General features: G+C 67.7%; 20 protein-coding genes. 8 read left to right on the forward strand and 12 right to left on the reverse strand.

The genetic code is table 11. The features are described 5' to 3' along the window. Positions 1-290 precede the first annotated feature (290 nt). The 6 genes from RT91_RS12825 to RT91_RS12850 all read left to right on the forward strand — a co-directional run bounded on the left by RT91_RS12825 (position 291) and on the right by RT91_RS12850 (position 7,402). On the forward strand, positions 291-1,958 hold the full coding sequence (locus RT91_RS12825) for an aromatic/alkene/methane monooxygenase hydroxylase/oxygenase subunit alpha (protein WP_013639986.1): 1,668 nt from the start codon (positions 291-293) through the stop codon (positions 1,956-1,958). A 107-nt stretch (positions 1,959-2,065) separates the two neighbouring features. Then, complete coding sequence (locus RT91_RS12830; RefSeq protein ID WP_240314284.1) at positions 2,066-3,133, forward strand: NADH:ubiquinone reductase (Na(+)-transporting) subunit F; 1,068 nt, start codon at positions 2,066-2,068, stop codon at positions 3,131-3,133. A gap of 42 nt (positions 3,134-3,175) precedes the next feature. Next, positions 3,176-4,231: an aromatic/alkene monooxygenase hydroxylase subunit beta gene (locus RT91_RS12835; RefSeq protein WP_007421822.1), complete on the forward strand. Its 1,056-nt coding sequence runs from the start codon at positions 3,176-3,178 to the stop codon at positions 4,229-4,231. 23 nt (positions 4,232-4,254) lie between these two features. Then, a complete protein-coding gene (locus RT91_RS12840) occupies positions 4,255-4,623 on the forward strand; it encodes an MmoB/DmpM family protein (protein ID WP_007421823.1) in 369 nt (122 codons plus the stop codon). A 77-nt stretch (positions 4,624-4,700) separates the two neighbouring features. Further along, positions 4,701-5,723 carry an amidohydrolase family protein gene (locus RT91_RS12845; RefSeq protein WP_013639985.1) on the forward strand — a complete coding sequence of 341 codons (1,023 nt, stop codon included), beginning with the start codon at positions 4,701-4,703 and terminating at the stop codon, positions 5,721-5,723. A 44-nt stretch (positions 5,724-5,767) separates the two neighbouring features. Continuing rightward, positions 5,768-7,402, forward strand: a complete 1,635-nt coding sequence (locus RT91_RS12850) for a molecular chaperone GroEL (protein WP_013639984.1) — start codon at positions 5,768-5,770, stop codon at positions 7,400-7,402. 43 nt (positions 7,403-7,445) lie between these two features. Here the strand turns inward: RT91_RS12850 and RT91_RS12855 are convergent, their stop codons facing one another. Together RT91_RS12855 and RT91_RS12860 are read right to left on the reverse strand one after the other, a co-directional pair. Then, positions 7,446-9,506 (reverse strand): sigma-54-dependent Fis family transcriptional regulator, encoded by a 2,061-nt coding sequence (locus RT91_RS12855; RefSeq protein ID WP_035187585.1) that lies wholly within the window; start codon positions 9,504-9,506, stop codon positions 7,446-7,448. Beyond that, positions 9,499-9,975 carry a hypothetical protein gene (locus RT91_RS12860; protein ID WP_035187587.1) on the reverse strand — a complete coding sequence of 159 codons (477 nt, stop codon included), beginning with the start codon at positions 9,973-9,975 and terminating at the stop codon, positions 9,499-9,501. Before RT91_RS12860 ends, RT91_RS12855 begins: the two co-directional genes overlap by 8 nt. 378 nt (positions 9,976-10,353) lie before the next feature. Between RT91_RS12860 and RT91_RS12865 the strand changes: the two genes are divergently transcribed. Further along, positions 10,354-10,737, forward strand: a complete 384-nt coding sequence (locus tag RT91_RS12865) for a DUF167 domain-containing protein (RefSeq protein ID WP_158320257.1) — start codon at positions 10,354-10,356, stop codon at positions 10,735-10,737. Here RT91_RS12865 and RT91_RS12870 read toward each other — a convergent pair. The 10 genes from RT91_RS12870 to RT91_RS12915 all read right to left on the reverse strand — a co-directional run bounded on the left by RT91_RS12870 (position 10,715) and on the right by RT91_RS12915 (position 20,182). After that, positions 10,715-11,077, reverse strand: coding sequence for a DUF4870 domain-containing protein (locus RT91_RS12870; RefSeq protein WP_007423733.1), 363 nt, complete (start codon positions 11,075-11,077; stop codon positions 10,715-10,717). The two genes, RT91_RS12865 and RT91_RS12870, sit on opposite strands and share 23 nt — an antisense overlap. Before the next feature lie 37 nt (positions 11,078-11,114). Then, a complete protein-coding gene (locus tag RT91_RS12875) occupies positions 11,115-11,900 on the reverse strand; it encodes a hypothetical protein (RefSeq protein ID WP_035187589.1) in 786 nt (261 codons plus the stop codon). 19 nt (positions 11,901-11,919) lie between these two features. Continuing rightward, positions 11,920-12,381, reverse strand: a complete 462-nt coding sequence (locus RT91_RS12880) for a hypothetical protein (protein ID WP_035187591.1) — start codon at positions 12,379-12,381, stop codon at positions 11,920-11,922. Between the two features lie 159 nt (positions 12,382-12,540). Next, positions 12,541-13,734, reverse strand: coding sequence for an alanine--glyoxylate aminotransferase family protein (locus RT91_RS12885; protein ID WP_035187593.1), 1,194 nt, complete (start codon positions 13,732-13,734; stop codon positions 12,541-12,543). A 36-nt stretch (positions 13,735-13,770) separates the two neighbouring features. Beyond that, positions 13,771-14,328 carry a methylated-DNA--[protein]-cysteine S-methyltransferase gene (locus tag RT91_RS12890; RefSeq protein ID WP_035187616.1) on the reverse strand — a complete coding sequence of 186 codons (558 nt, stop codon included), beginning with the start codon at positions 14,326-14,328 and terminating at the stop codon, positions 13,771-13,773. After that, complete coding sequence (locus tag RT91_RS12895; protein ID WP_035187595.1) at positions 14,318-15,829, reverse strand: AlkA N-terminal domain-containing protein; 1,512 nt, start codon at positions 15,827-15,829, stop codon at positions 14,318-14,320. The genes RT91_RS12890 and RT91_RS12895 overlap by 11 nt, the downstream gene beginning before the upstream one ends. A gap of 108 nt (positions 15,830-15,937) precedes the next feature. Beyond that, complete coding sequence (locus RT91_RS12900) at positions 15,938-16,927, reverse strand: ABC transporter substrate-binding protein (protein ID WP_013639975.1); 990 nt, start codon at positions 16,925-16,927, stop codon at positions 15,938-15,940. A gap of 44 nt (positions 16,928-16,971) precedes the next feature. Continuing rightward, complete coding sequence (locus RT91_RS12905) at positions 16,972-18,021, reverse strand: ABC transporter permease (RefSeq protein ID WP_035187598.1); 1,050 nt, start codon at positions 18,019-18,021, stop codon at positions 16,972-16,974. After that, on the reverse strand, positions 18,018-18,854 hold the full coding sequence (locus RT91_RS12910) for an ATP-binding cassette domain-containing protein (RefSeq protein WP_011942188.1): 837 nt from the start codon (positions 18,852-18,854) through the stop codon (positions 18,018-18,020). Before RT91_RS12910 ends, RT91_RS12905 begins: the two co-directional genes overlap by 4 nt. A 278-nt stretch (positions 18,855-19,132) precedes the next feature. Next, entirely contained in the window at positions 19,133-20,182 is a 1,050-nt protein-coding gene (locus RT91_RS12915; protein ID WP_007423455.1) for a glycosyltransferase family 4 protein, read from the reverse strand. A gap of 222 nt (positions 20,183-20,404) precedes the next feature. Here RT91_RS12915 and RT91_RS12920 point away from each other — a divergent pair, with 222 nt between their 5' ends. Further along, the gene (locus tag RT91_RS12920; RefSeq protein WP_240314285.1) at positions 20,405-22,258 is read left to right on the forward strand and encodes an ABC transporter ATP-binding protein; all 1,854 of its coding nucleotides are present in this window, start codon (positions 20,405-20,407) and stop codon (positions 22,256-22,258) included. Positions 22,259-22,533 lie beyond the last annotated feature (275 nt).

A 22,533-nucleotide genomic window follows, 5' to 3' on the forward strand; every position in this document is an offset into this window, starting at 1 on the left:
CGGCCCTGGCGCCGGCTTTGCGCGGCCCGCCCCGCTTGGCACACGACTTGCAGAACATCGGGCAGAAGAAACCCATCGCGCCAGGCGCGGTGCCACAAGAACGAAGGAACGGAGGAAACATGGCTGGCGGCCGACGCGCTTTCGTCGTTGCCAGACCGGATCGTTCGCAGACCTTTGCCGTGATCCACTGGGCGGGCTCGATCCCGCCGACAACTCGAACGGCGGCGTGTGTGGCCGCTTTCCGCCGGGGTCAGGGGACCCGGGCGCAAACAAGGTGGAGGTTTGAAGACATGACGTCCTTGACGCTCAACAAGATTACCTCGCAGCGCGGCATATCCGTCGGCGAGGCGACCAGGAAGATTTCCGACCTCGGGTGGAACCCGACCTATGTCCAGGAAGCGATGACCTTCCCGACGGACTACAAGATCACCAAGGCACCGCGCGATCCGATGAAGCAGGTGCTGCGCTCCTACTTCCCGATGCAGGAAGAGAAGGACAACCGCGTCTACGGCGCGCTCGATGCGGCGCTGCGCGGCGACATGTTCCGCAATGTCGAGCCGCGCTGGGTCGAATGGATGAAGCTGTTCCTGGCGATCATCCCCTTCCCGGAAATCTCGGCGGCGCGCTCGATGGCGATGGTCGCGCGCCTCGCGCCGGGCGAGGATCTGCGCACCGGGTTCACCATGCAGATGGTCGACGAGTTCCGCCACTCGACGATCCAGATGAACCTCAAGAAATGGTACATGGAGAACTACATCGACCCGGCGGGCTTCGACATCACCGAGGAAGCCTTCGGCAAATGCTACGCGACCACGATCGGCCGCCAGTTCGGCGAGGGGTTCATCACCGGCGACACGATGACCGCCGCCTGCATGTATCTCACCGTCGTCGCTGAAACCGCGTTCACCAACACGCTGTTCGTCGCCATGCCTTCCGAGGCCGCCCGCAACGGCGACTACGCGCTGCCGACCGTCTTCCTCTCGGTGCAGTCCGACGAGAGCCGGCATATCGGCAACGGCCACTCGATGCTGATGGCCGCCCTCAAGGAGCCGGACAACCATCTCCTGCTCGAACGCGACCTGCGCTACGCCTTCTGGCAGAACCACGCGATCGTCGATGCCGCGATCGGCACCTTCATCGAATACGGCACCACCAATCGCGACAAGTCGAAGGAATCCTATGCGGAGATGTGGCACCGCTGGATCTTCGAGGATTACTACCGCACCTACATGCTGCCGCTCGAGAAATACGGCATCAAGGTGCATCACGACGACGTCCAGGCCGCGTGGAAGCGGCTGACCGAGAAGCTCTATGTCCACCACGTCGCCCAGTTCTTCGCCGTCGGCTGGCCGGTGAACTTCTGGCGCATCGAGGCCCAGCGCGAGGCGGACTTCGAGTGGTTCGAACACAAATACCCCGGGTGGTACGCGAAGTTCGGCGATTTCTGGAAGTGGTACGACAAGCTCAGCCATCGCGGCGAGACGGTCATCACCTTCAACCAGGATGTCGGCTACGTCTATCCGCATCGCTGCTGGAGCTGCCTCGTCCCCTGCCTGATCCGCGAGGACATGGTGGTCGACGAAATCGACGGCAAGCTGCACACCTTCGCCCACGAGCTCGATCGCTGGACCGCCGTCGAGGCCTTCGCCGACGAATATCAGGGCCGCCCGACCCCCGCGATGGGCCGCTTCAGCGGCAAGCGCGAGTGGGAGACGGTCTATCACGGCTGGGATCTCGCGGACGCGATCAAGGATCTCAACTTCGTCCGCTCCGACGGCAAGACCCTGGTGCCCCAGCCGCATCTGCGCTTTGAGGACAGCGAACTGTGGACGCTCGATGACGTGCGCGGCCACACCCTGCTCTCGCCGCTCACCTTGCTGCGGGAGATGAGCCCGGAGGATCGCGCGAAGCATATCGCCGAATATCGCGCGGGCTTCACGATCACGCCGTTCAACTGATCCGGCGCACTTCGCGGGAGCCGTTCGCCCCGGCTCCCGCTTCCTTCTCAACGCGACATCTCCGGCAACCCAGCCGGAGCGTGATGGACTTTCGGGAGATCGGCCAGATGGGTGGTACGCATACGGTCAGGCTCGAACCGGTCGGGGTCGAGTTCGAGGTCGAGGATGGCGAGACGGTGCTCAACGCCGCGTTCCGCCAGGGCATCGCCCTGCCGCATGGCTGCAAGGAGGGCCAGTGTTCGGCCTGCAAGTGCATCCTGACGGATGGCGAGGTAGACATGCTCAGGTACTCGACCTTCGCGCTCAACGACACGGAGCGGGAGAGCGGCCATATCCTGCTCTGCCGCGCGATCGCCTATTCCGACATGGAGGTCGAGCTTCTCAACTATGACGAGGAGGTTCTGTCGCGGTCGATCGCGGTGCGGACCTTCAGCGGCCGGATCAGCGAGATTTCGCGGCTGACGCACGACATTCGCGGAATCACGATCGACCTCGACTCCCCGATCAAGTTCTGGGCCGGACAATATGTCGACATTACCGTCACCACGGAAAAAGGGGAGACGATTACGCGCTCGTTTTCCATGGCAAATACGCCGGACCAAGCCAAAAGCCTCTCCTTCATCATCAAGAAATATCCCGAAGGAAAATTCTCCGGAGAACTCGACAGCGGCGGAATCAGGATCGGCGCCGATGTCTCCCTCACCGGGCCCTACGGCACCTGCTTCCGACGGGAAGGACGAACCGGACCGCTGATCCTGGTCGGCGCCGGCTCCGGCATGTCGCCGATCTGGTCGATCCTGAACGACCATTTCGCCAGCGGCGAAAGCCGGCCGGTCTACTTCTTCTACGGCGCGCGCACGCGGGAGGATCTGTTCCATCTGGACCGCATCGCGCAGCTTGCGGACCGCCACCCGGAGCTGGAATTCATCCCCGTTCTCTCGCACGCGAGCGGCGATGCCGGCTGGGAGGGTGAACGCGGCTTCGTGCATGAATGTGTCGACGCCAGGCTGAAGGCGCTCGGCATCGACGGCGAGGGCGACGTCTATGCCTGCGGACCACCCCCCATGATCGATGCGCTGCAGCCGGTGCTGTTCATGAACGGCTTCGAAAACGAGCGCGTCTTCTTTGACAGGTTCACCACATCCTCGAGCGTTCCCGTACCCGCCGGTCACTGATCGCGCGCCGCACGGGCCAACCGAAACCCAGGGAGAGAAACAATGCCAGCCTTGTCGAGTTCAGTCGGATCGGGTGCCGCGGGAGCGGCGATCTTCGCGGATTCCGACAGCCGCCGCTACCGCTACTTCGAGCCGCGCGGCAAGCGCGCCACCCATTACGAAGACGTCACGGTCGATGTCCAGCCCGATCCCGAGCGCTACCTGATCCAGAACTGGATCATCTCCTTCGCGAACGGCAAGGGTGCTTATGTGAAGGACGCCACGGCGCTGAAAAGCAGCAACTGGCATGCCTTCCGCGCGCCGGACCAGGAATGGGAGCGCACGCATTACCAGCGCCAGTCCCGCATCGAGACCATGGTGCAGAGCGTGATCGCCAATGCCCGCCGCGCCGGCGCGCCGGCGAATTTCGACAAGGCCTGGCAGCGCATCCTGCAAACGCATCTCGGCGCCTGGAAACATGCCGAATTCGGGCTCGGCACCTCGCTGATGCAGGCGCAGCGCTATGGCTACACGCAGATGATCAACAACGCGACGCTGACCAACTCGTCCTACAAGATGCGCCTCGCGCAGGACATCACGCTCTACCTCGCCGAAATCGGCATGGACATTCCCGGCTGGAACGACGAGCTCGGCAAGGTCGCCTGGCTCGAAGACCCGATCTGGCAGGGCACGCGCGAGGCGGTCGAGACGATCATGGGGTCGAGCGACTATCTCGAACAGTATTTCGCGATCAACATCGTCTTCGAGCCGCTGGTGGGCGAGCTGTTCCGCTCCGGCTTCCTGATGCAGGTCGCCGCCGCCAACAACGATTTCGTCACCCCGCCGGTGATCTCCGCCGCCGAGGCCGATTACGAACGCAACCTCGCGAACACGATCGACCTCATCTACCTCCTCGCCAACGACGAGACACATGGCGGCGAGAACCGGGCGATTCTCCATGGCTGGCTCGAAAAACACCGCGCCCTCGCCGACAAGGCGGCCCTCGGCCTGCAACCGATCTGGTCGATGCCCCATTCCAAACCCGTCTCGTTCCAGGATGTCAGGGCGCAGTCGCAGGAGCGCATCGGCAAGATCCTCGGCGAACTCGGCCTCGCCTGACGCCCCGCACAGGAGATAACATCATGTCAACAGCAGCACGCGACGCGACCCATTCGACCATCTTCAAGCAGATGAAGGACATCACCTTCGAGCAGACGATCTCGGATCAGTGCGGTGTCACCATGAACGATTCGGTCGAGGCCCGCGCCATCGCCGAATTCATGAGCGACAAGCCCGGCGTCACCGTCACCTACCAGCCGGCGCTGATCCGTATCGACGGTCACGGCAAGCTGATCTTCAAGATGGACGAGATCGGCGATTATCTCGGCCGCGAGATGACGGCGGAAATCTTCGAGGTGAACACCTCGACCCATTACGGCCGCATGGTCCGCGTCGATGACAACACCGTGATCCTGTTCGGCAACATGGACGACGTCTTCGAATATATCTGAACCGCGGCACTCCGGCGCGCCCGCGCGGCAAGCGCGTGGCGCGCCGCCCAGCAAGCAATCAACACGTGGAGGAAACCATGTTCGTAACGCCTGAGGGTAAGGAAATCTTCATCGTGGACGGCCACACCCATTTCTGGGACGGCAGCCCGGCGAACCAGAGCAACATTCACGGCAAGCAGTTCATCGAATGCTTCTTCGCCTATCACAACGCGCTCAGCCCCGCCGACAAATTGTGGCCGAAGGAGAAGTTCGAGAAATACAGCGCCGATGATCTCTATCGCGACCTCTTCATCGACGGCCCCGACGATGTCGCGATCGTGCAGTCGACCTACCTCAAGGATTTCTACAAGACAGGTTTCAACACGATCGAACGCAATGCGGACGTCGCCGCCCGCTACCCCGAGCGCTTCATCGTCAATGGCGCGTTCGACCCGCGGGACGGCGAGAAGGCGCTCGAATACATCCATTACATGAAAGAAACATACAATATCCAGGGCGTGAAACTCTACACCGCCGAATGGAACGGAGCCTCCCGCGGCTGGCGTCTGAACGATCCCGAGGCATACAAATGCTTCGAGCTTTGCGAGAAGCTCGGCATCAGGAACATGCACGTCCACAAGGGCCCGACCATCATCCCGCTGAGCAAGGACGCTTTCGACGTTCACGACGTCGATTATGCGGCGACCGACTTCCCCAATCTCAACTGGGTGGTCGAGCATTGCGGCCAGCCGCGCATCGACGATTTCTGCTGGATCGCGGTGCAGGAGGCCAACGTCTATGGCGGCCTCGCGGTCGTCCTGCCCTTCATCCATTCCCGGCCGCGCTACTTCGCCGAAATCATGGGCGAGCTGCTGTTCTGGCTCGGCGAGGACCGCATCCTGTTCGGCTCCGACTACGCGATCTGGACGCCGCGCTGGCTGGTCGAGAAATTCTGGAACTTCGAGCTGCCTGAAGATGTGAAGCAGGAGCGCGGCATCGACCTCACCCCGGCGATCAAGGAAAAGATCCTCGGCCTCAACGCCGCGAAGCTCTACGGCATCGACATCGCGGCGAAGAAGGCGGCGCTTGCGGCCTCGCCGCTCGCGGTCGCCGCCGAATAGGCCGGTCCACGCAGCACGCCGGCCATCGGCCGAAGGGAGACAAAATGGCTAAGCTGCTTCTGCATAATTCCGAAGCCCGGCGTGCGCTGGCCCGCGGTGTGGGCCGGCTCGCGGCGGCCGTCGAGCCCACGCTCGGGCCTAAAGGCATGAACGCGATGATCGACCGGCCGATCGGCACGCCGATGGTCACGCGCGATGGCGTCAGCATCGCGGTGGAGATCGAGCTGCCGAACCGGTTCGAGAACATGGGCGCGCAGGTCGTCCGCGAGGTCTCGATGCAGACCAACGAACTCGCGGGCGACGGCACCACCACCGCGATCGTGCTCGCCAACGCGCTCGTCCAGGCCGGCGTCGAGGCCAGCGAGCGCGGCGCCCGCGCGGTCGATCTCATCCGCGGGATCGATCTCGCGGTCGAGCGCGTGGCATCGTCCCTCAAGGAAGCGGCCCGGCCGGCTTCCGGCAACGGCATGCTCGCCGCGGTGGCCAACATCGCCGCAACCGAGCCGCATCTCGGCGCGCTGGTCGCCGAGGCCTTCGCGCGCGTCGGCGCCGAGGGCGTGATCACTACCGACTTCAGCGTGACCACCGCAACGACGCTCGAGGTCGTCGAAGGCATGTCCTTCGATCGCGGCTATATCTCGCATCACATGGTGACCGATCAGGAGAAGATGGAAGCCGTGCTCGAACGGCCGCTGATCCTGATGACGGATCTCAAGATCCGCGATCCCCATGCGCTCGATGCGGCGCGCGCGCTCGCCGCCGACGCCCACCGCCCGCTTCTCGTGATCGCCGAGGAGGTGGCGCCGGAGGTCGTCGTCAGCCTGCTCGGGCGCGACGGGCCGGGCCGCTACCTCGTCGTGCATCCGCCCGAATATGGCAACTGGCGCAAGGCGATGATGGAGGATATCGCCATCATCACCGGCGGCCGCGTCATCGCCCGCGATCTTGGCGGCCGGGTCGAGGACGTCACCGCGGCCGATCTCGGCGCCGCCGAGCGGGTGCGCACCAGTGCGACGCACACCGCGATCATCGGCGGCGCCGGCGATCCGGCGGCGATCGCCGCGCGCCGGGCGCAGGTGCAGCGGATGCACGATGTCGCCCCGCCCAATATCGAGCAGGACAAGCTGCGCGAGCGCCTCGCGAAGCTTTCCGGCGGTACCGCCATACTTTATGCCGGCGGAGCGACGCCGGTCGAGCAGAAGCGCACCATCCAGCTGATCGAGGATTCGCTCGCCGCCGTGCGCGCCGCGAGCGAGGAGGGGGTGGTTGCCGGCGGCGGCACCGCACTGGCGCAGATCGGCCCGGTGCTCGACGAGGTTCTGGCCGGCGTCGGCGGCGATGTCGCGGAAGGGGTGAAGCTCGTCCGCTCCATCCTCACCCGCCCGCTCTGGCGCATCGTGACCAATGCCGGCGGCGACCCCGACCACGTGGTCGCTCAGGTCTCGGCGGTGAATGGCGGTTTCGGCTACAATGCCGCCATCGGCACGTTCCAGAACATGTACGATGCCGGCATCATCGATCCCGTCCGCGTCACCTGCACGGCGCTGCGCAACGCCGCCTCGGTCGCCAAGCTGATCCTGACCACGGAAACGCTGGTGGGCGATCTGGGTGAGGACGAGGAAGACCCGACCGCGTCTCCCGCCCGCGGCGGCGGCGCCGAGCGTCTCGGCCGCGCATGATCTCCGGCGTCAAGGGCGGCTGGATTCCGGCCGCCCTTGCCGTTCAGACGAAGCCGCGCCTGATTCCGAACTGGTCGAGCTTCCGGTAGAGCGTCGGCCGCGAGATTCCGAGCTTCTGCGCGGCGCGGCTCAGGTTCCCCTTTTCCGCGAGCAGCACGTCGCGGATCGCCTGGCACTCGGCTTCCTCGATGCTGTGCGGCCGCGGCGCTGTTGCGGGCAAAAGGGCGGCCTCCTCCGGCCGGGCGTGGAATTCCGCCGGCAGGTCCTCCGGGCCCACGCGCGTGCCGCGCCAGAGGATGTGGAGTTTTTCAACGAGATTGCGCAATTCGCGCACATTGCCCGGCCAGCGATAGGCGCGCAGGATATCGAGCGCCTCCGCGGCGAACGTCAGCGGGGCTGTGCCGAGGCGTGCTGCGAACCGGGAATTGAAATGCTCGATCAGCAGCAGCACATCATCGCCGCGCTCGCGCAGCGGCGGGACGTGAATGGTCACCGCGCTGATCCGGTAGAACAGGTCGCGCCGGAAGCGTCCCTGTTCGACCTCCTGTCGCAGGTCGCGGTTCGTCGAGGCGATCAGTCGCACATCCACCGGCCTGGCCCGGCTGTCGCCGAGGCGCCGGACAACCCGTTCCTCCAGCACCCTGAGCAGGAAGGGCTGGATCTCGGGTGGCATTTCGCCGATCTCGTCGAGGCAGAGCGCGCCGCCATTCGCGAGTTCGAACACGCCCGGCTTGCCGTCCCGGCTCGCGCCGGTAAAGGCGCCTGGCACATGGCCGAAGAGTTCGCTGCCGAACAGCTCGCGTGTGATCGCGCCGCAGTTCAGTGTCACGAACGGGCTGTCAGAGCGATGGCGGGTGCCGCCGTGGATCAGCCGGGTGAAGAGTTCCTTGCCGACGCCGGTTTCCCCCTCGATCAGCACGGAGGTGACGTCCGCCGTCGCCGCCACCCGGCTGGCGATCTCGATCGCACGCCGCAGCGCCGGGCTTTCGCCGATGATGCAGTTGGCCTGGCTGTCGCTGGCATCCGCATCGGCGCGCCGCGCCGCGGGGGATGGCCGGGCCTCGCGCGTCGGAAACACCAGCGCCGCACCGCGCATGCCATTATCCGCCTGCAGCGGGCTGAAATGGCAGTTCTGCAGCGCGAGCATCGCGTCATTGTCCAGTTCGGCGCCGTTGCCGCTTTCAAGGAAGCGCACCAGGCGCCGCTCCGCCGCCGGCGTCGGCGGATTGGCGCGGAACGCGCGCAGCGTGCTTTCGGCGACGTTGTGGCAATAGATCGGCCGCCCCCGATGATCGACGATCAGCAATCCGTCGCTGCGCCGATATTCGGGCGCGGATGAGATGAATGCCTCCAGCAGCCGCGCGCGCTCCTCGTTGCGCTGCTCGGCGAGCGCCTTCTCGATTTCCTGCGCCGCCGCGGCGACGAGGCCGATATTGTGCGGCCGGAAGATGTCCGGATGGCCGGACAGGTCGACGACGCCGATGATGCTGTTGTCGAACGGTTCGCGGATCGGCGCGCCGGCGCAGGTCCAGCTCTTGATGCCGGCGCAGAAATGTTCGGCCGCATGCACGAAGACCGGCGCGCCCGCCCACAGCGCCGTTCCGATTCCGTTGGTGCCGACGACATCCTCGGTCCATTTGCCGCCGATCGAGAGATTGATGTCCATGCCGTCATGCAGCGTCCGCCGGTCGCCGATCGCATCGATCAGCACGCCGTTGCGGTCGGCGAGGACGAGCATCGCGCCGGTGCCGTCGAGCAGCCGGCCGATCGTGCCGAAGCTGCGCCGGGCCGCCGCGAGGAGGTCCCGGTTCTGTTCGATCAGCGCATCGATGCCGTGGTTCAGGGGAGCTTCCCGCTGCCGCGCATCGATGCCGCAGGAGGCGCAACGCGACCATGAATCGCCGATCAGCGGCCGCACCGGAAAGCGGCGCTGCCCGTCCCCGGCCTCGCCGGAGAGCAGGCACTCCCACGCCTTCATCGTGGTGTGCTCGTCGTAGGGGGTGCTGAACTCCTCCGTGCGCGGCCCGCGTGCCGCCGCATCGCCGCCTTTCAGGTCGTCCGGCGGGCGGGTCGCGCGGCGCGGCGCGGAGATCGCGTCAGCCAATGCCCAGCCGAACGCCGATTTCGGCGGCCAGTTCGTCCTCGCCATAGGACGAGGAAAGCCGCGTGCCGTCCAGCGTGCCGAGCGGCGCCGCGATCTCGGGCGCCACGGGCGCGATGAATCCGTTGGCATCGGTGGCCAGCACGAAAATCTCCTCGCCGCCACGCCGCTGCAGGGTTCCCAGGTGATGCAGCTGGTAGCCGGTGTTCCCGTCGACGAGGCAGACACGCCCATTCACGCTGATCCGCACGGATGGGGCGGCCGCCGTGGTGTCGGGGCGCGAGGCAGCGCCCGTGCTGATGATCAGGCCGCTGGCCTCGGGGGCCGGCTTCGGTGCCTTGCGCGCCGAGTAGCCGCCGGCGGTGATGTGGTCGGCGATGCGCGTGATCGTTCCCTGGTTGCGCCGGAGAATCTCCCGCATCCGGACGTCTTCAGGGCGCGGGCCCTGGGTTTTGGTGACGATGGTGACCATGGTTCCTCCCACAAGAATCCTCAGGCCGCTGTGTCGCCGTTCATTTTTCCTGCGGATCAGCCGCTATCTCGTCCGACGACTGCTTCAGGTACGATGGATGTTTGATGAATTGGTGGTATCCGGATGCCCCGCTTCGGCAATTCAGGTAACGGTTTGAAATGACCAAGGAAATATCATCATCTTTCGGAAAGATGCGGAAATTTCAAAGTGTTTCCGCACGCGCCGCGATGTTCCGATTCGGCGCAGCTCTTGCGACGCCGCAAAAGGAAGCGCACGTACGGGCTCAGCCATGATCGAGACAGCCGACAATCCGCCCGGCCGCAGGCCGCCATCGCGGGAGCCGCTTTCACATGATGCCGCGGAAAGATGGCGCCGGCGATGAGGGCAGCCGCATCCGTGCCGTTCTGGCTGGAGAGCGAGGCGGGGTTGCTCGTTGCCCTCAAGGTTCAGCCTGGCGCGCGCCGGGCGCGGCTTGGCCCGGTCGTCCCGGCCGCGGCGGCACCGGGCTGGCCGCCGGCGCGTCTCCGCCTGGCCGTGGTTGTGCCGCCGGAAGACGGCCGTGCCAATGACGCGGTTCTGAAGGCGCTGGCCGCGTGGCTTGGCGTCGGCGCCGCGCGCCTCGCATTGCGTGCCGGCGGTCAGGCGCGCGACAAGCTGGTGCTCGTGGTGGGCGGCAGCGCCGCTGAATTCGCCGGTCCGCTGGCGGCGGTGAGCGGCGCCGGCGAGGCGCCGCCCGGCGTCACGACAACAGGCGCAAGGTGAAGCGGTAGCGCACGCTCTCGCCGCGGGAGGCCCGGATCGCGCCGAGGATCAGCATGATCACGTCGGCGACCCCGACGATGATCGCGAGCGGAATGCCGACGACCGAGAGAATCAGCGTCGCGGTCAGGAGATAGGCGATCAGCATCAGGCCGAGCACGGTGATCTGGAAATTGAGCAGTTCGACGATCTGCTTTCTGGTCGTGGTGCCGTCCTTCGCGACGAAATAGCCGACGAGCGGCGAGAATACGCCGAAGAAAAGGCTGGCCAGGGTGAAGATCACGACGAAGTTGCGATCGTTGGTGGCGGCAAGATCGCTGGCGATGGCATTCTGGTCTGACATGTTGGAACTCCGGTCTGGAATGGCGGCAAGCCTGAATTCAGAGCGAGGGCTTCGCCGCCGGCTGCTGGTTGGCGTGGGAGACGGTCTTCGCCTGCTGGCTTGCCGCGGCCGCGCGCTCGCGCGCGATGTCGCTATAGATGCTGCCGGCATCGAGCATCAGTTCCGACAGGAACTGGACATGCCCGCCGAAGCTGTTGTTGGCCGACATGGTGATCTGCAGCACCTGCGGGCAGTCCTTCGACCCGTTGTAGAGCTGGGACGGCACCGCGTTGAACGCGCCGGAGATGCAGCCGCTCTGCAGCGTGTAGATATTGTCGGCCAGCTTGTGGGCCGGGTTCGCCCCGGTCCAGTCGACCGCGCCGATCGTGAAGCCGTCCGGCGTGCCGTATTGCGACAGCATGGCCGCGAACAGGTCATGCACGCCCGGCGCCTTGCCGAGATCCTTCGCGTCGGACGGGAACGTCGCCTCGCGGTTGACCGCGACAACCTTGTTGCCGCTTGCCGGCGAGGTGTACTGGATGAAGATCGTCTGGGAGATGTCATCCGCGAAATTCCGCGGGTCGGAATGGCTGGTCACCGTCATGTCGGCAACGAAGGTCTTGCCGTCCGGCATGCGGTACTGCCCCTGCTGGATGGCGGCGTTGGGGAACATGTCCTTGTGGGCGCCGATCAGCTGCCGCACATCGGCGGGTGTCATGCCGAACTTGATGCCCATGATGTCGATGGCCGGCTTCGCCGCGGGCGTGGCGGCGGAGGCTGGCGCGCAGCCGCCGGCGAGCGCTGCCGCCGCGAGGGCGGCAGCAGCGAGATGTTTCATCTGCATGTCGATTGTTCCGTGTGCGTTAAGGGAGAATGCCGGCCGGATGGACGATATATTCCCAGTGACCGTCATGCTTCCTGAAGTCGAAGGGCTTGGTGGCGGTGCTGCCGTCCGGCGCGGCCATCTTGATCTGGCATCGGTAGATGCCCTGCTCCGCGGACTTGCACGAAACCGCCTTGAACTTGATCTTGTCGATCCCGGCAATCGCCGAATGGGCGACGTCGGTGGCCATGCTCCGGGCCATGGCGTTGCTGCCGGCGGCGGCCATTTCCTTTTGCAGCGCGGCGTTGATCTGATTCTTGATCGCCTGCTTCGCCTCTTTCGGACTGGGGCCGGTCCGGCCGCACCCGGCCAGCGCGAGCAGCGGGATCATCGTCAGGGCAGTCTTTTGAATGATTCTCACGGGAAAATTCTTCTTCTTGAAAAGCGTGACTGATCGGAAGGATCGCCGCGGCCGGGCATCACGATACTGAAAACACGACATGCCCGTCGCGGCAGATGGAAATCAAAATTGACAAATAATTATCACATTAAATTCCTCGACTTTTAGAAAAGCATTTCATTACGATTCTTCGATGAACCGGGTCTCCCACAAAATGTCCTGCCTGTAAACAGTTCGTGATCGAAACCGGCGGGGCCGGGTTCAGCCGGCGCCGAGATATTCGATCGCCGCGTCCACGCCGCCGCGCGCGTGCGGCACGCGGGCGAGGCGCAGCGCCATCTCGACCACGCCGAGCGTGCCGAGCAGCATCGCCTCGTTGAGATCGCCCATATGGCCGATGCGGAACACCTTGCCGCCGAGCGGATCGAGCCCGGCGCCGAGCGAGACGTTGAACCGGTCATAGGCGATCCGGCGCACCGCCTCGCCATCGTGCCCCTCGGGCATGCGGATCGCCGTCACCGAATCCGACCGCCTGGCCGGATCGGCGCAATAGAAGGCCACGCCCTGGTTGCCGCTCCAGACCGAAACCGCCCGCCGCGTCGCTTCCGCGAGGCGGTGATGCCGGCGCCACACCGCCTCGATCCCCTCCGCCTCGATCAGCCGCACGGATTCCAGCAGGCCGTAGAACGGCGCGATCGGCACGGTGCCGGTGAAGCTGCGGTGCCGGCGCGCCATCATCCTGGTCCAGTCGAAATAGAACCGCGTCAGCCGCGCCTGGGCGTGGGCGGCGAGCGCCTTTTCGCTCACCGCGGTGAAGGCGAGGCCGGCGGGCAGCATCAGCCCCTTCTGGCTGCCGCCCACCACGGCGTCGATCCCCCAGTCGGCCATGCGGAATTCGATCGAGCCGAAGGAGGAGATCGTGTCCGCGAGCAGCAGCGCCGGGTGGCCGGCGGCGTCGAGTGCGGCGCGGATCTCGGGCAGCGGCACGGCAACACCGGTCGAGGTCTCGTTATGGACGATGCAGACCGCCTTGATCTCGTGCGCCGTGTCGGCGGCGAGACGCTCCGCGATCGCGCCGATATCGGGGCCGCGCCGCCAGTCGGCCTCCGGCATTTCGACCTCGAGGCCGAGCGCGCGCGCCATCGCGCCCCAGACGCGGGAGAAATACCCGGCCTCCGGCATCAGGATGCGGTCGCCCGGCGAGAACAGGTTCTGCAGCGTCGCCTCCCAGGCGCCGTGGCCGCTGGAGGTGTAGATGAACACCTCGCCGGTGGTGAACAGCAGCCGCTTCAGCCCCGCCACCGCGCGGTCATAGACCTCGATGAAATCGGCGCTCATGAAATCGGTCGTCGGCCGGTCCATCGCCCGCAGCACGGAGTCGGGAATGTTGGTCGGGCCGGGGTTGGCGAAGAACAGGCGGCCTGGCTTGCGGGGGGCGGGGGACTCGGGGGTCATCGGCCTCATTTCCTTCCGGGGTGACGATACCGAAACCTACCCCGGAGTGCCGGCGTTTGCCCACCCGCGCGGTTGCATCGCCGCCTCGTGCGCGAGCAGCCAGCGCTTGCGCTCCAGCCCGCCGGCATAGCCGGTCAGCGATCCGTCGGCGCCGGTGACGCGGTGGCACGGCACGACGATGGCGACCGGATTGGCGCCATTGGCCAGCCCCACGGCGCGGACGGCGCGCGGCCGGCCAATCCGCGCGGCGAGGGCGCCATAGCTCAGCGTCTCCCCCGCCGGAATGCCCCGCAGCGCCGCCCAGACCGCGCGCTGGAACGCGGTGCCGCCGGTCCGCACCGCGATGCCGCCCAGCGCGTCCGCCCGCCCCGCGAAATAGGCGAGAAGCGCCTCGCGCAGCGCGGCGGGGGCCGGCCGCGCCGCGAGCGTGAAGCCCGTCCCCTCGGCGCTGTAATGGCGCCGCAGCAGGCGGCGCATCCGCGCCTCGTGATCCGGCCAGTCGAGCGCGCGCAGTGCGCCCGCCGCATCGGTGATGACCAGCATCGTCCCGATCGGGCAGTCGATCCGGTCGAGGAACAGCGGTTCAGGTGCCATCGTCGTCTCCTTCGGCCAGGGCGGCGGATGCCGCCCGTGCATGATGCGCCGCATCCGCCGCCCACAGATGCTGCGCGGCATAGGCGCGCCAGGGCCGCCAGGCTTCCGCCCGCGCGGCGAGGTCGGCCGGGTTCGGCCGCGCGCCGGTCAGCCGCGCCGCCACCCGCAGCAGGGCGGCGTCGGACGCCGGGAACGCATCCGGCTCGCGGGCGGCGCGCAGCGCGATGTAATGCGCGGTCCATTCCCCGATCCCGGGCAGCGCCACGAGCCGGCCCACCGTCTCGTCGAGCGAGCGCCCGGCCCGGAACAGGCCGGGGTCGCGCAGCGCGGCGGCGGCCAGCGTCTCGATCGTGCGGGCGCGGGCGCGCGGCATGCCGAGCGCGACGGCATCGAGCTGTAGCAGTGCGGCGGGTTCGGGAAAGACGCGCGCGAGTCCGGCCGGCCCGCCGCCGTCCAGGGGCGCGCCATGGGCGGCGACCAGCCGTCCCGCCAGCCGCGCCGCCGCGCGCACGCTCACCTGCTGGCCGAGCACGGCGCGCACCGCGAGTTCGAACCCGTCCCAGCCGCCCGGCACGCGCAGCCCCGGCCGGGCCGCGGCCAGCGGCGCGAGCAGCCGGTCGGCGGCGAGGTGGCGGCCGATGGCGAGCGGGTCCGCGCCGAGATCGAAGACCCGGCGGATGCGGCCGACCAGCGTCGCCAGCGCCGCCACGGCGGGAAACCGGATCGTCGCCCTCAGCCCGCAGGCCTGCGCGTCATGCGCGATGCTGACCGTCCCCCGCGCGCCGCCGAGCGCGACGCTGCGGTGGTATCGCCCGGCATCGTCCATCCGTTCGACCTGGTCGATCGCCCGCGCGGCGAGGAAATCCGCCATCGCCGCCCAGTCATAGGGCGGCGCGTAGGGCAGGGTGAGGGTGATGCCCGACGGTTCTGCCGCCGCTACCTGTCCCGCGCGGCGCAGCGCGCCCGGCGCGCTGCCATAGAGCGCGCGGAAGGTCGCGTTGAAGCGGCGCACGCTGCCGAAGCCGGCGGCGAGCGCCACGTCGGCCAGCGGCATCGCGGTTTCGGTGAGCAGTTGCCGGGCGAACAGCACCCGCCTTGTCTGCGCCACGGCGATCGGCGAGGCGCCGAGATGCTGGCGGAACAGCCGCCGCAACTGCCGCTCGCCGAGGCCGAGCCGGAAGGCCAGCGTGTCGACCGCCGCGCCGTCGAGCCCGCCCTCGGCGATCAGGGCGAGGGCGCGGCTGACCGTGTTCGACGTGCCCCGCCAGGCGGCGAGATCGGGCGAGGATTCCGGCCGGCAGCGCAGGCAGGAGCGGAACCCGGCGGCCTCGGCGGCGGCGGCGGAGCCGAAGAAGCGGACATTCTCGCGCCGCGGCGTGCGCGCCGGGCAGACCGGCCGGCAATAGATTCCGGTGGTGCGCACGCCGGTGAAGAAGCGCCCGTCGAACCGGGCGTCGCGCGTGGCGAGGGCGCGGTAGCAGGCATCGGGGTCGAGTTCCATGAACGCATCATGGCACGGCGCGACGCCGGATGCTCGCCGTTTTCGGACATGATGGCCCGGCGGACCGCCGTTTCCGGACGCCCCGGCCAGGACGCCCGGCCGGCCGCCTCAGTGCGACAGATGCGCGCTGTAGAAGTATTTGGCGTAGGTCGGGTTCGACGCCTCGGCCGTCGTGACCGTGATATTGGCGAGCCGCTTCGAGGCGGGCACCTGCGCGCTCTTTCCGGTCAGGATGTCATAGGCGTATTTCACGCCGAGGCGGCCTTCTTCGGCCGGGCGCTGGACGATCAGGGTGCTGATCACCCCCTGCTTGAGCAGCTTCACCTCGCCCGGCTCGGCGTCGTAGCCGACGACATCCACCTTGCCCTTCTTGCCGGCGGCGACCACCGCCTTGCCGACGCCCTCGCCGGAGAACACGTTGGTGGCGAAGATGCCCTTGAGGTGAGGATACTTGAGCAGCAGCAGCTGGGCTTCGGTGAAGGCCTTGGTCGGGCTGTCGTCATCGTATTCGATGGCGACGACCTTCATGCCCTTGTAGTGCTTCATCTGCGCGAGGAAGCCCTTCTGGCGCGCATCGGTCGTCGAGATGCCGGGCTTGACGTTGATCACCGCGACATCGCCCTTCCCGTGCGCGAAGCCGGCGATCGCCCGCGCCGCCGAGGCGCCGCCCTGGACGTTGTTCGACGTGATCCGGCTTTTCAGGATCGCGGTATCGCTGATCGTGGTGTCGACCGAGATCACCGGAATGCCGGCGGCGATGAACTGCCTGATCGGGTTGATCAGCGCCTTCTCGTTGGTCGGCGCCACGAGCAGGGCGGCCGGGTGCTTGGCGAGCAGCGCCTGCAGCACCGGGATCTGCGTCTCCGGCGAGAAGCTGCTGCCGCCCTGCCAGATCAGGTGCAGGCCGAGCTTCTTCGCTTCCGCCGCCGCCCCATGCTGCATCGTGATGTAGAACGGATCGGTGGCGATGCCCGGCACCAGCGCGATCGTCTTGCCCCCCGCCCGGGCCGCGCCGCCGGCCAGCGCGAGGCCGCCGGCGATGCCGAGCGCCAGCGTGGCGCCGCGGCGGGAAATCCGTTGTCTGCGTGTTGTGGCCATGATGTCCTCCCCTTTGCCGCCGGGTTCGCGGCGGCCGTTTCCGGTCAGATCGACTCCAGCAGCCTGTCGCGAAGCTGGTCCATGGCGACGGCCAGGATCAGGATCGCGCCGACGGCCACCTGCTGCCAGAACGGCTGCACGCCGATCAGGATCAGCCCGGTGACCATGACCGTGATCACGAAGCCGCCGACCACGGTTCCAAGGATGGTGCCGCGACCGCCGAACAGGCTGGCGCCACCGATGACGACGGCGGTGATCGCGTCGAGTTCGTCGTTCGCGCCGGCCTGGACCGAGGCCGAGGCGAAGCGCGCCATCACCATCAGCCCGGCGACGGCGGCAAGAAATCCCGCCAGCGTGTAGATCCTCACCAGATGCCGCCGCACGTCGATGCCGGCGCGCCCCGCCCCCAGCGGGTTCGAGCCCACCGCGTAGGTCCGCAGCCCGAAGCGGGTCTGCGCCAGCACCACGGCGCAGATGATGCAGAACACCGCGGCGACCAGCACGGTCACCGGCATCCAGCCGCCAATCGCGAAGGAGCCGGCGGCGCCGACGATGTCCGGAATCGTGCCGACATTGCGCCCGCCATTGAGCAGGTAGATCCCGCCGGTGCAGATCGACAGCATGCCGAGCGTGACGACGAAGGGGGTGAGCCGCAGCCGGGTGATCAGCGTGCCGTTCACCCAGCCGACCAGCGCGCCGCTCGCCAGTGCCGCGGCGATGCCGGCGGCGATGGTCACGCCATTCGCCGCATGGGCATGGATCAGCGCGCGCATGACCAGGCCGCCGACCATGCCGGAGAGGCCGAGAATGGCGCCGACCGAGAGATCGATGCCGCCGGTGATGATCACGAAGGTCTCGCCAAGCCCGAGCAGCAGGTATTCGACCGCGAATTGCGAGGTGGCGAGCCAGCTCGCGCGGCTGAAGAAATCCGGACTCGCGATGCCGAACACGGCGATGAGCGCGAGCAGGATGAACAGCGTCCAGATCTCGCCGTGCCGGGAGAGGAATTCGAGCAGCGCGCGCGAGCCGTCCCGCGCACCCGGCGCCACGACCGCCGCCTCCGCGCCGCGCGGCGGGTTCGACGGGCCGCTCACGGCGCGCTCCCCGCCGCATCCGCGCTCGCCAGGCCGGCGCCGGTGATGCAGGCGATCGTGTCCTCGATCGTCATCGACCGCGCGTCCCGGTCGGCCACCTTGCGGCCGCGGAACAGCACCACGATCCGGTCGCACAGCGCATGGACCTGCGGCATGTTGTGGCTGACCAGGATCACGGGAATGCCCTGGTCGCGCACGGCGGCGATGAGTTCGCCGACCTTGGCCTGCTGCTCGACGCCGAGGGCCGCGGTCGGTTCGTCCAGCAGCAGCAGGCGCGACCCCCAGATCAGCCCGCGCGCGACCGCGACGGCCTGGCGCTGGCCGCCGGACAGCGCGCGGCAGGGCGTGCGGACCGAGCCGATGCGGATGCCGGTGCGCCGCAATCCGCCGAGCGCGGTTTCCCGCATCGCCGCCTTGTCGAGAAAGCCGAGGCGCCCGAGCAGGCCGGGCCGCAGCCTTTCGCGGCCGAGAAAGACATTGGCCCAGATGTCGAGATCGAGGGCGAGGGCGAGATCCTGATACACCGCCTCGATCCCGGCGAGGCGGGCATCGAGCGCCGAGCCGAACTGCACCTCGCGCCCATCGACGGCGAGCCGCCCGGCGGAGGGACGGATCGCGCCGGCGATGATGTTGACGAGGGTGGACTTGCCGGCGCCGTTATCGCCCACGAGGCCGACGACTTCGCCCGGATGGATGTCGAGGCTGACATCGGTGAGGGCGCGGATATGACCGTAGGACTTGCCGATGCCCGACACCCGCAGCACCGGCGCTTCCGGGTTCGCGGCCGGCGCCGGCGGATGCGGATCGGGCGTGACCGGCAGTTCGGTTGGCATGGAGTGCGTCCCAAACGTTTCCCTGCCGTGACACTAGACTGACATGGGAGCATGTCAATCGACCGCGATCCGCACGATGTCGCGACAGCGTCGCGCCCGCGTCAGTTATTCATTCTATCATGCAGTGAGCTGGCGCGGCTTGCCGGCATCGCCGGTGTGCCATGGCCATGCCGGCAATGCGGAATTGCCCCGAACGATGGACCGGCCGATCTTCTCACGCCCGCGCCGACGCCCCGGCGGGCCATGCCGCCGGGGCGCGTGCGATCGGCCGCTGGCGGTCAGACCGCGAGGCGGAGACGCCCGACGCGCGGGCGCGCGAGGGTTTCGTAGATCTCGAGATAGTTCTCCGCCATCCGCCGCGCGGTGAAGCGGGCCTCGAACGTCGCGCGGATGCGGGACGGGGAGAGCTGGTGCACCCGGTCGAGCGCGGCGACCGCCTCCGCCTCGCTCTCGACGATGAAGCCGGTGACGCCATCCTCGACGATCTCGGGCACCGAGCCGTGCCGCCAGGCGATCACCGGCGTGCCGCAGGCCATGGCCTCGATCATCACCAGGCCGAAGGGTTCCGGCCAGTCGATCGGCATCAGCAGCGCACGGGCACCGGAGAGAAATTCGGATTTTTCTCCCTCGCCGATTTCGCCGATCAGGCAGGCATCGGGGCCCAGCATCGGCTTGATCCCGGTTTCGAAATATTCCTCGTCGACACGGTCTACTTTCGCGGCGAGGCGCAGATCCATGCCGGCGGCGCGGGCGATTCGGATCGCGCGGTCGGGCCGCTTTTCGGGGCAGATGCGGCCGAGAAAGGCGACATAGTCGCGCGAACGCTCGCGCGGCGTCAGCAGGTCCTTCGGCAGGCCGTGCTGGACCGTGGCGACGAAATTCGCTTCCGGCAGCGGCTGGCGCTGGGAGTCGGAAATCGAGATCAGGTTCATCACCGGCAGCTCGTCGTAGACGGGGCCGAGTTCGGGCAGGTCGAGCCGGCCGTGCAGCGTGGTGACGAAGGGGGTGCGCTGACGCGCGAACAGCGAGGCCGGCCAGTAATCGTTATGGAAGTGCAACACGTCGAACTCGTGGGCCCGCCGGTAGACCCGTTCCATCAGCATGAAATGCGGCGCGAGCGTATCGCGGATGCCGGGGTCGAGCCGCAGCGCGCGCGGCCACACGGCGTCGAGTTCGGCGGCGGTTACCGAATCCCCGCTCGCGAACAGCGTGACGTCGTGACCCATCGCGACGAGTTCTTCCGTCAGGAAGGAGACGACACGTTCGGTGCCGCCATAGAATTTCGGCGGAACCGCTTCAGTCAGAGGTGCAATCTGGGCGATTTTCATGAGTGCCTGACTCCTCGCTGCTGGATTGTTTTTACGAGCGTTAGCAGGACGCCCCGATGTGGCAGTCATCGGGCGGTATTTGCCCAAATGCTGCCGCATTCGATGCCAAGGTAGGGACTGCCGGTGGCGCCGCCGGCTGGCGCTATTGCCGAAATGCCACATGAAGACAGGAAATTTGGCGGCGCCCCTCGATAAAGACCCGCACCGATGGAGCCCGAGACCATGCCGGATCACAAAAAGGCGATTGCAGAAGCGGAAGGAATCGAAAGCGCACCCCGCCGATCGCCGGCGCCGGAAGCATCGGCGCCGCTTGCCATTCCGCTCTCCGCACCGCCGGCATCGCGTCCGCAGCGCTTTCTGCTGCGGGCGATCCTGCGGCACGCGCCGGGACATGCGACGATCGTGCTTTCCGTCGTCGCCGCGGTCGCCTGTTCTGTGCTGTCGCAATATGCCGTGAAGAACCTGGTCGATGTGCTGACCGCCAATCAGCGCGGCGCGGTCTGGGGGGCTTTCATGCTCCTCGCCGGGCTGATCGCCGCGGACAATCTCGCATGGCGGATCGGCGGGTTCGTCGCGGCGCGCAGTTTCGTGGCGGTGACGGGGGAATTGCGGCGCGCGCTGTTCAACCACACGCTCGGCCATTCGCCCGGCTTCTTCGCCGACCGCCGGCCCGGCATGCTGGCCGGCCGCATCGGCGTCACCGGCAATGCGGTCTTCCGGCTCGAGAACCTGATGGTGTGGAACGTGCTGCCGCCGGCGCTGGCGGTCGTTCTCGCGATCGTGATGATCACCAGCGTCGATCCGGCGATGGGGCTGGCGCTGCTGGGCATCGCGCTGGCGCTGGGGGCGGTGCTGGCCTGGCTGGCGGCGAAGGGGCGGCGGCTGCATCGCGACTATGCCGAGGCCGCGGCCTCGGTGGATGGCGAGCTGGTCGATGTGATCAACAACGTCGCCGTCGTCCGCGCCTTCGGCGCGATGTTCCGCGAGCGGCAGCGCTTCGCCGAGGATGTCGGGCGCGAGATGCGCGCGCGCCGGGCGAGCCTGAACTACCTTGAAGGGCTGCGGAGCTTCCACGCGGTCACCACGGCGCTGCTGACGGCCGGCATGCTCGCCTGGATCATCGACCGCTGGCTCGACCATGCGGCGAGTCCCGGCGACGTCGTGCTGGTGACGACGCTCGGCTTCACCGTCCTGCACGGCACGCGCGATCTCGCGATCGCGCTGGTCGAGATGGTGCAGGACTGGGCGCGGCTGCACGAGGCGCTGGCCTCGCTCCTGATCCCGCACGACATGATGGACGCGGCGGACGCGCGGGCCCTGCCGCAGGCGCGCGGGGCGGTGAGCTTCGCCGATCTCGATTTCGCCTATCCGGACGGGCGGGCGGTGCTGAAGGAGGTGAATCTGACCGTGGCGCCCGGCGAGAAGGTCGGCCTGGTCGGCCGGTCGGGCTCGGGCAAGACGACGCTGCTCGCCCTGCTGCAACGGCAATACGATCCGGCGCGCGGGCGGGTGACGATCGATGGCACCGACATCGCCGCGCTCAGCCGCCAGGGCCTCGCGGAAATCCTGTCGGTCGTCTCGCAGGACGTGCAGCTGTTCCATCGCTCGGTGCGGGAGAATATCCGCTATGGCCGGCCCGATGCCGGCGATGCCGAGGTGGAGGCGGCGGCGCGGGCGGCCAACGCGCATGACTTCATCATGGCCCTGCCGCAGGGGTATGACACGCTGGTCGGCGAGCGGGGGATGAAGCTGTCGGGCGGGCAGCGGCAGCGCCTCGCGATCGCGCGGGCGGTGCTGCGCGACGCGCCGGTGCTGCTGCTCGACGAGGCGACGTCGGCGCTCGATTCCGAAAGCGAGGCGGCGGTGCAGGAGGCGATCGACCGGCTGGCGCGCAACCGGACGGTGATCGCGGTGGCGCACCGGCTGGCGACGCTGCGCGATTTCGACCGCATCGTGGTGATGGCGGAGGGGCGGATCGTCGACGAGGGATCGCCGGCGGCGCTGGCGTCGCGTCCCGGCCCCTATCGCGAGCTGCTGCGCCGGCAGGATACCGCCCGGCTCGGCCGGGCGGCCTGAGCCGGGTCAGCCGTATCTTGTTTTGATAACGTAACGAAAATGGCGTGGTGAGGCGGCGCGGGTCAGGCGCCGTTTCGGCGGCGCCGGCTTGCGGGGGGAGAAGGCGCGCATCGCGTGGCGGGCGGCGGGCCCGCGGCCGAAGCCGGTGGCGCGGCGCACGGTGGCCGCAGGGCGGCGGGATCGGGCGCGGTATCGGCTGCCGGATCGGGAGCTGGATCGGGGATTTTGAGGCGGCGCAGCGCCGGCGGCGGGCGCAGGCCGAGGGCGTGGCAGAG

It is taken from the genome of Acidiphilium sp. JA12-A1 (assembly GCF_000724705.2).
Classification (GTDB): Bacteria; Pseudomonadota; Alphaproteobacteria; order Acetobacterales; family Acetobacteraceae; genus Acidiphilium; species Acidiphilium multivorum.

Coding starts and splice junctions, on each gene's coding strand:
- RT91_RS12870 (WP_007423733.1), bottom strand. CDS start 11,077: ATGTCAGACCAGAATGCCATCGCCAGCGATCTTGCCGCCACCAACGAT.
- RT91_RS12835 (WP_007421822.1), top strand. CDS start 3,176: ATGCCAGCCTTGTCGAGTTCAGTCGGATCGGGTGCCGCGGGAGCGGCG.
- RT91_RS12910 (WP_011942188.1), bottom strand. CDS start 18,854: ATGCCAACCGAACTGCCGGTCACGCCCGATCCGCATCCGCCGGCGCCG.
- RT91_RS12885 (WP_035187593.1), bottom strand. CDS start 13,734: ATGACCCCCGAGTCCCCCGCCCCCCGCAAGCCAGGCCGCCTGTTCTTC.
- RT91_RS12830 (WP_240314284.1), top strand. CDS start 2,066: ATGGGTGGTACGCATACGGTCAGGCTCGAACCGGTCGGGGTCGAGTTC.
- RT91_RS12850 (WP_013639984.1), top strand. CDS start 5,768: ATGGCTAAGCTGCTTCTGCATAATTCCGAAGCCCGGCGTGCGCTGGCC.
- RT91_RS12845 (WP_013639985.1), top strand. CDS start 4,701: ATGTTCGTAACGCCTGAGGGTAAGGAAATCTTCATCGTGGACGGCCAC.
- RT91_RS12895 (WP_035187595.1), bottom strand. CDS start 15,829: ATGGAACTCGACCCCGATGCCTGCTACCGCGCCCTCGCCACGCGCGAC.
- RT91_RS12880 (WP_035187591.1), bottom strand. CDS start 12,381: ATGTCGTGTTTTCAGTATCGTGATGCCCGGCCGCGGCGATCCTTCCGA.
- RT91_RS12920 (WP_240314285.1), top strand. CDS start 20,405: ATGCCGGATCACAAAAAGGCGATTGCAGAAGCGGAAGGAATCGAAAGC.
- RT91_RS12900 (WP_013639975.1), bottom strand. CDS start 16,927: ATGGCCACAACACGCAGACAACGGATTTCCCGCCGCGGCGCCACGCTG.
- RT91_RS12890 (WP_035187616.1), bottom strand. CDS start 14,328: ATGGCACCTGAACCGCTGTTCCTCGACCGGATCGACTGCCCGATCGGG.
- RT91_RS12875 (WP_035187589.1), bottom strand. CDS start 11,900: ATGCAGATGAAACATCTCGCTGCTGCCGCCCTCGCGGCGGCAGCGCTC.
- RT91_RS12915 (WP_007423455.1), bottom strand. CDS start 20,182: ATGAAAATCGCCCAGATTGCACCTCTGACTGAAGCGGTTCCGCCGAAA.
- RT91_RS12865 (WP_158320257.1), top strand. CDS start 10,354: ATGAGGGCAGCCGCATCCGTGCCGTTCTGGCTGGAGAGCGAGGCGGGG.
- RT91_RS12860 (WP_035187587.1), bottom strand. CDS start 9,975: ATGGTCACCATCGTCACCAAAACCCAGGGCCCGCGCCCTGAAGACGTC.
- RT91_RS12840 (WP_007421823.1), top strand. CDS start 4,255: ATGTCAACAGCAGCACGCGACGCGACCCATTCGACCATCTTCAAGCAG.
- RT91_RS12825 (WP_013639986.1), top strand. CDS start 291: ATGACGTCCTTGACGCTCAACAAGATTACCTCGCAGCGCGGCATATCC.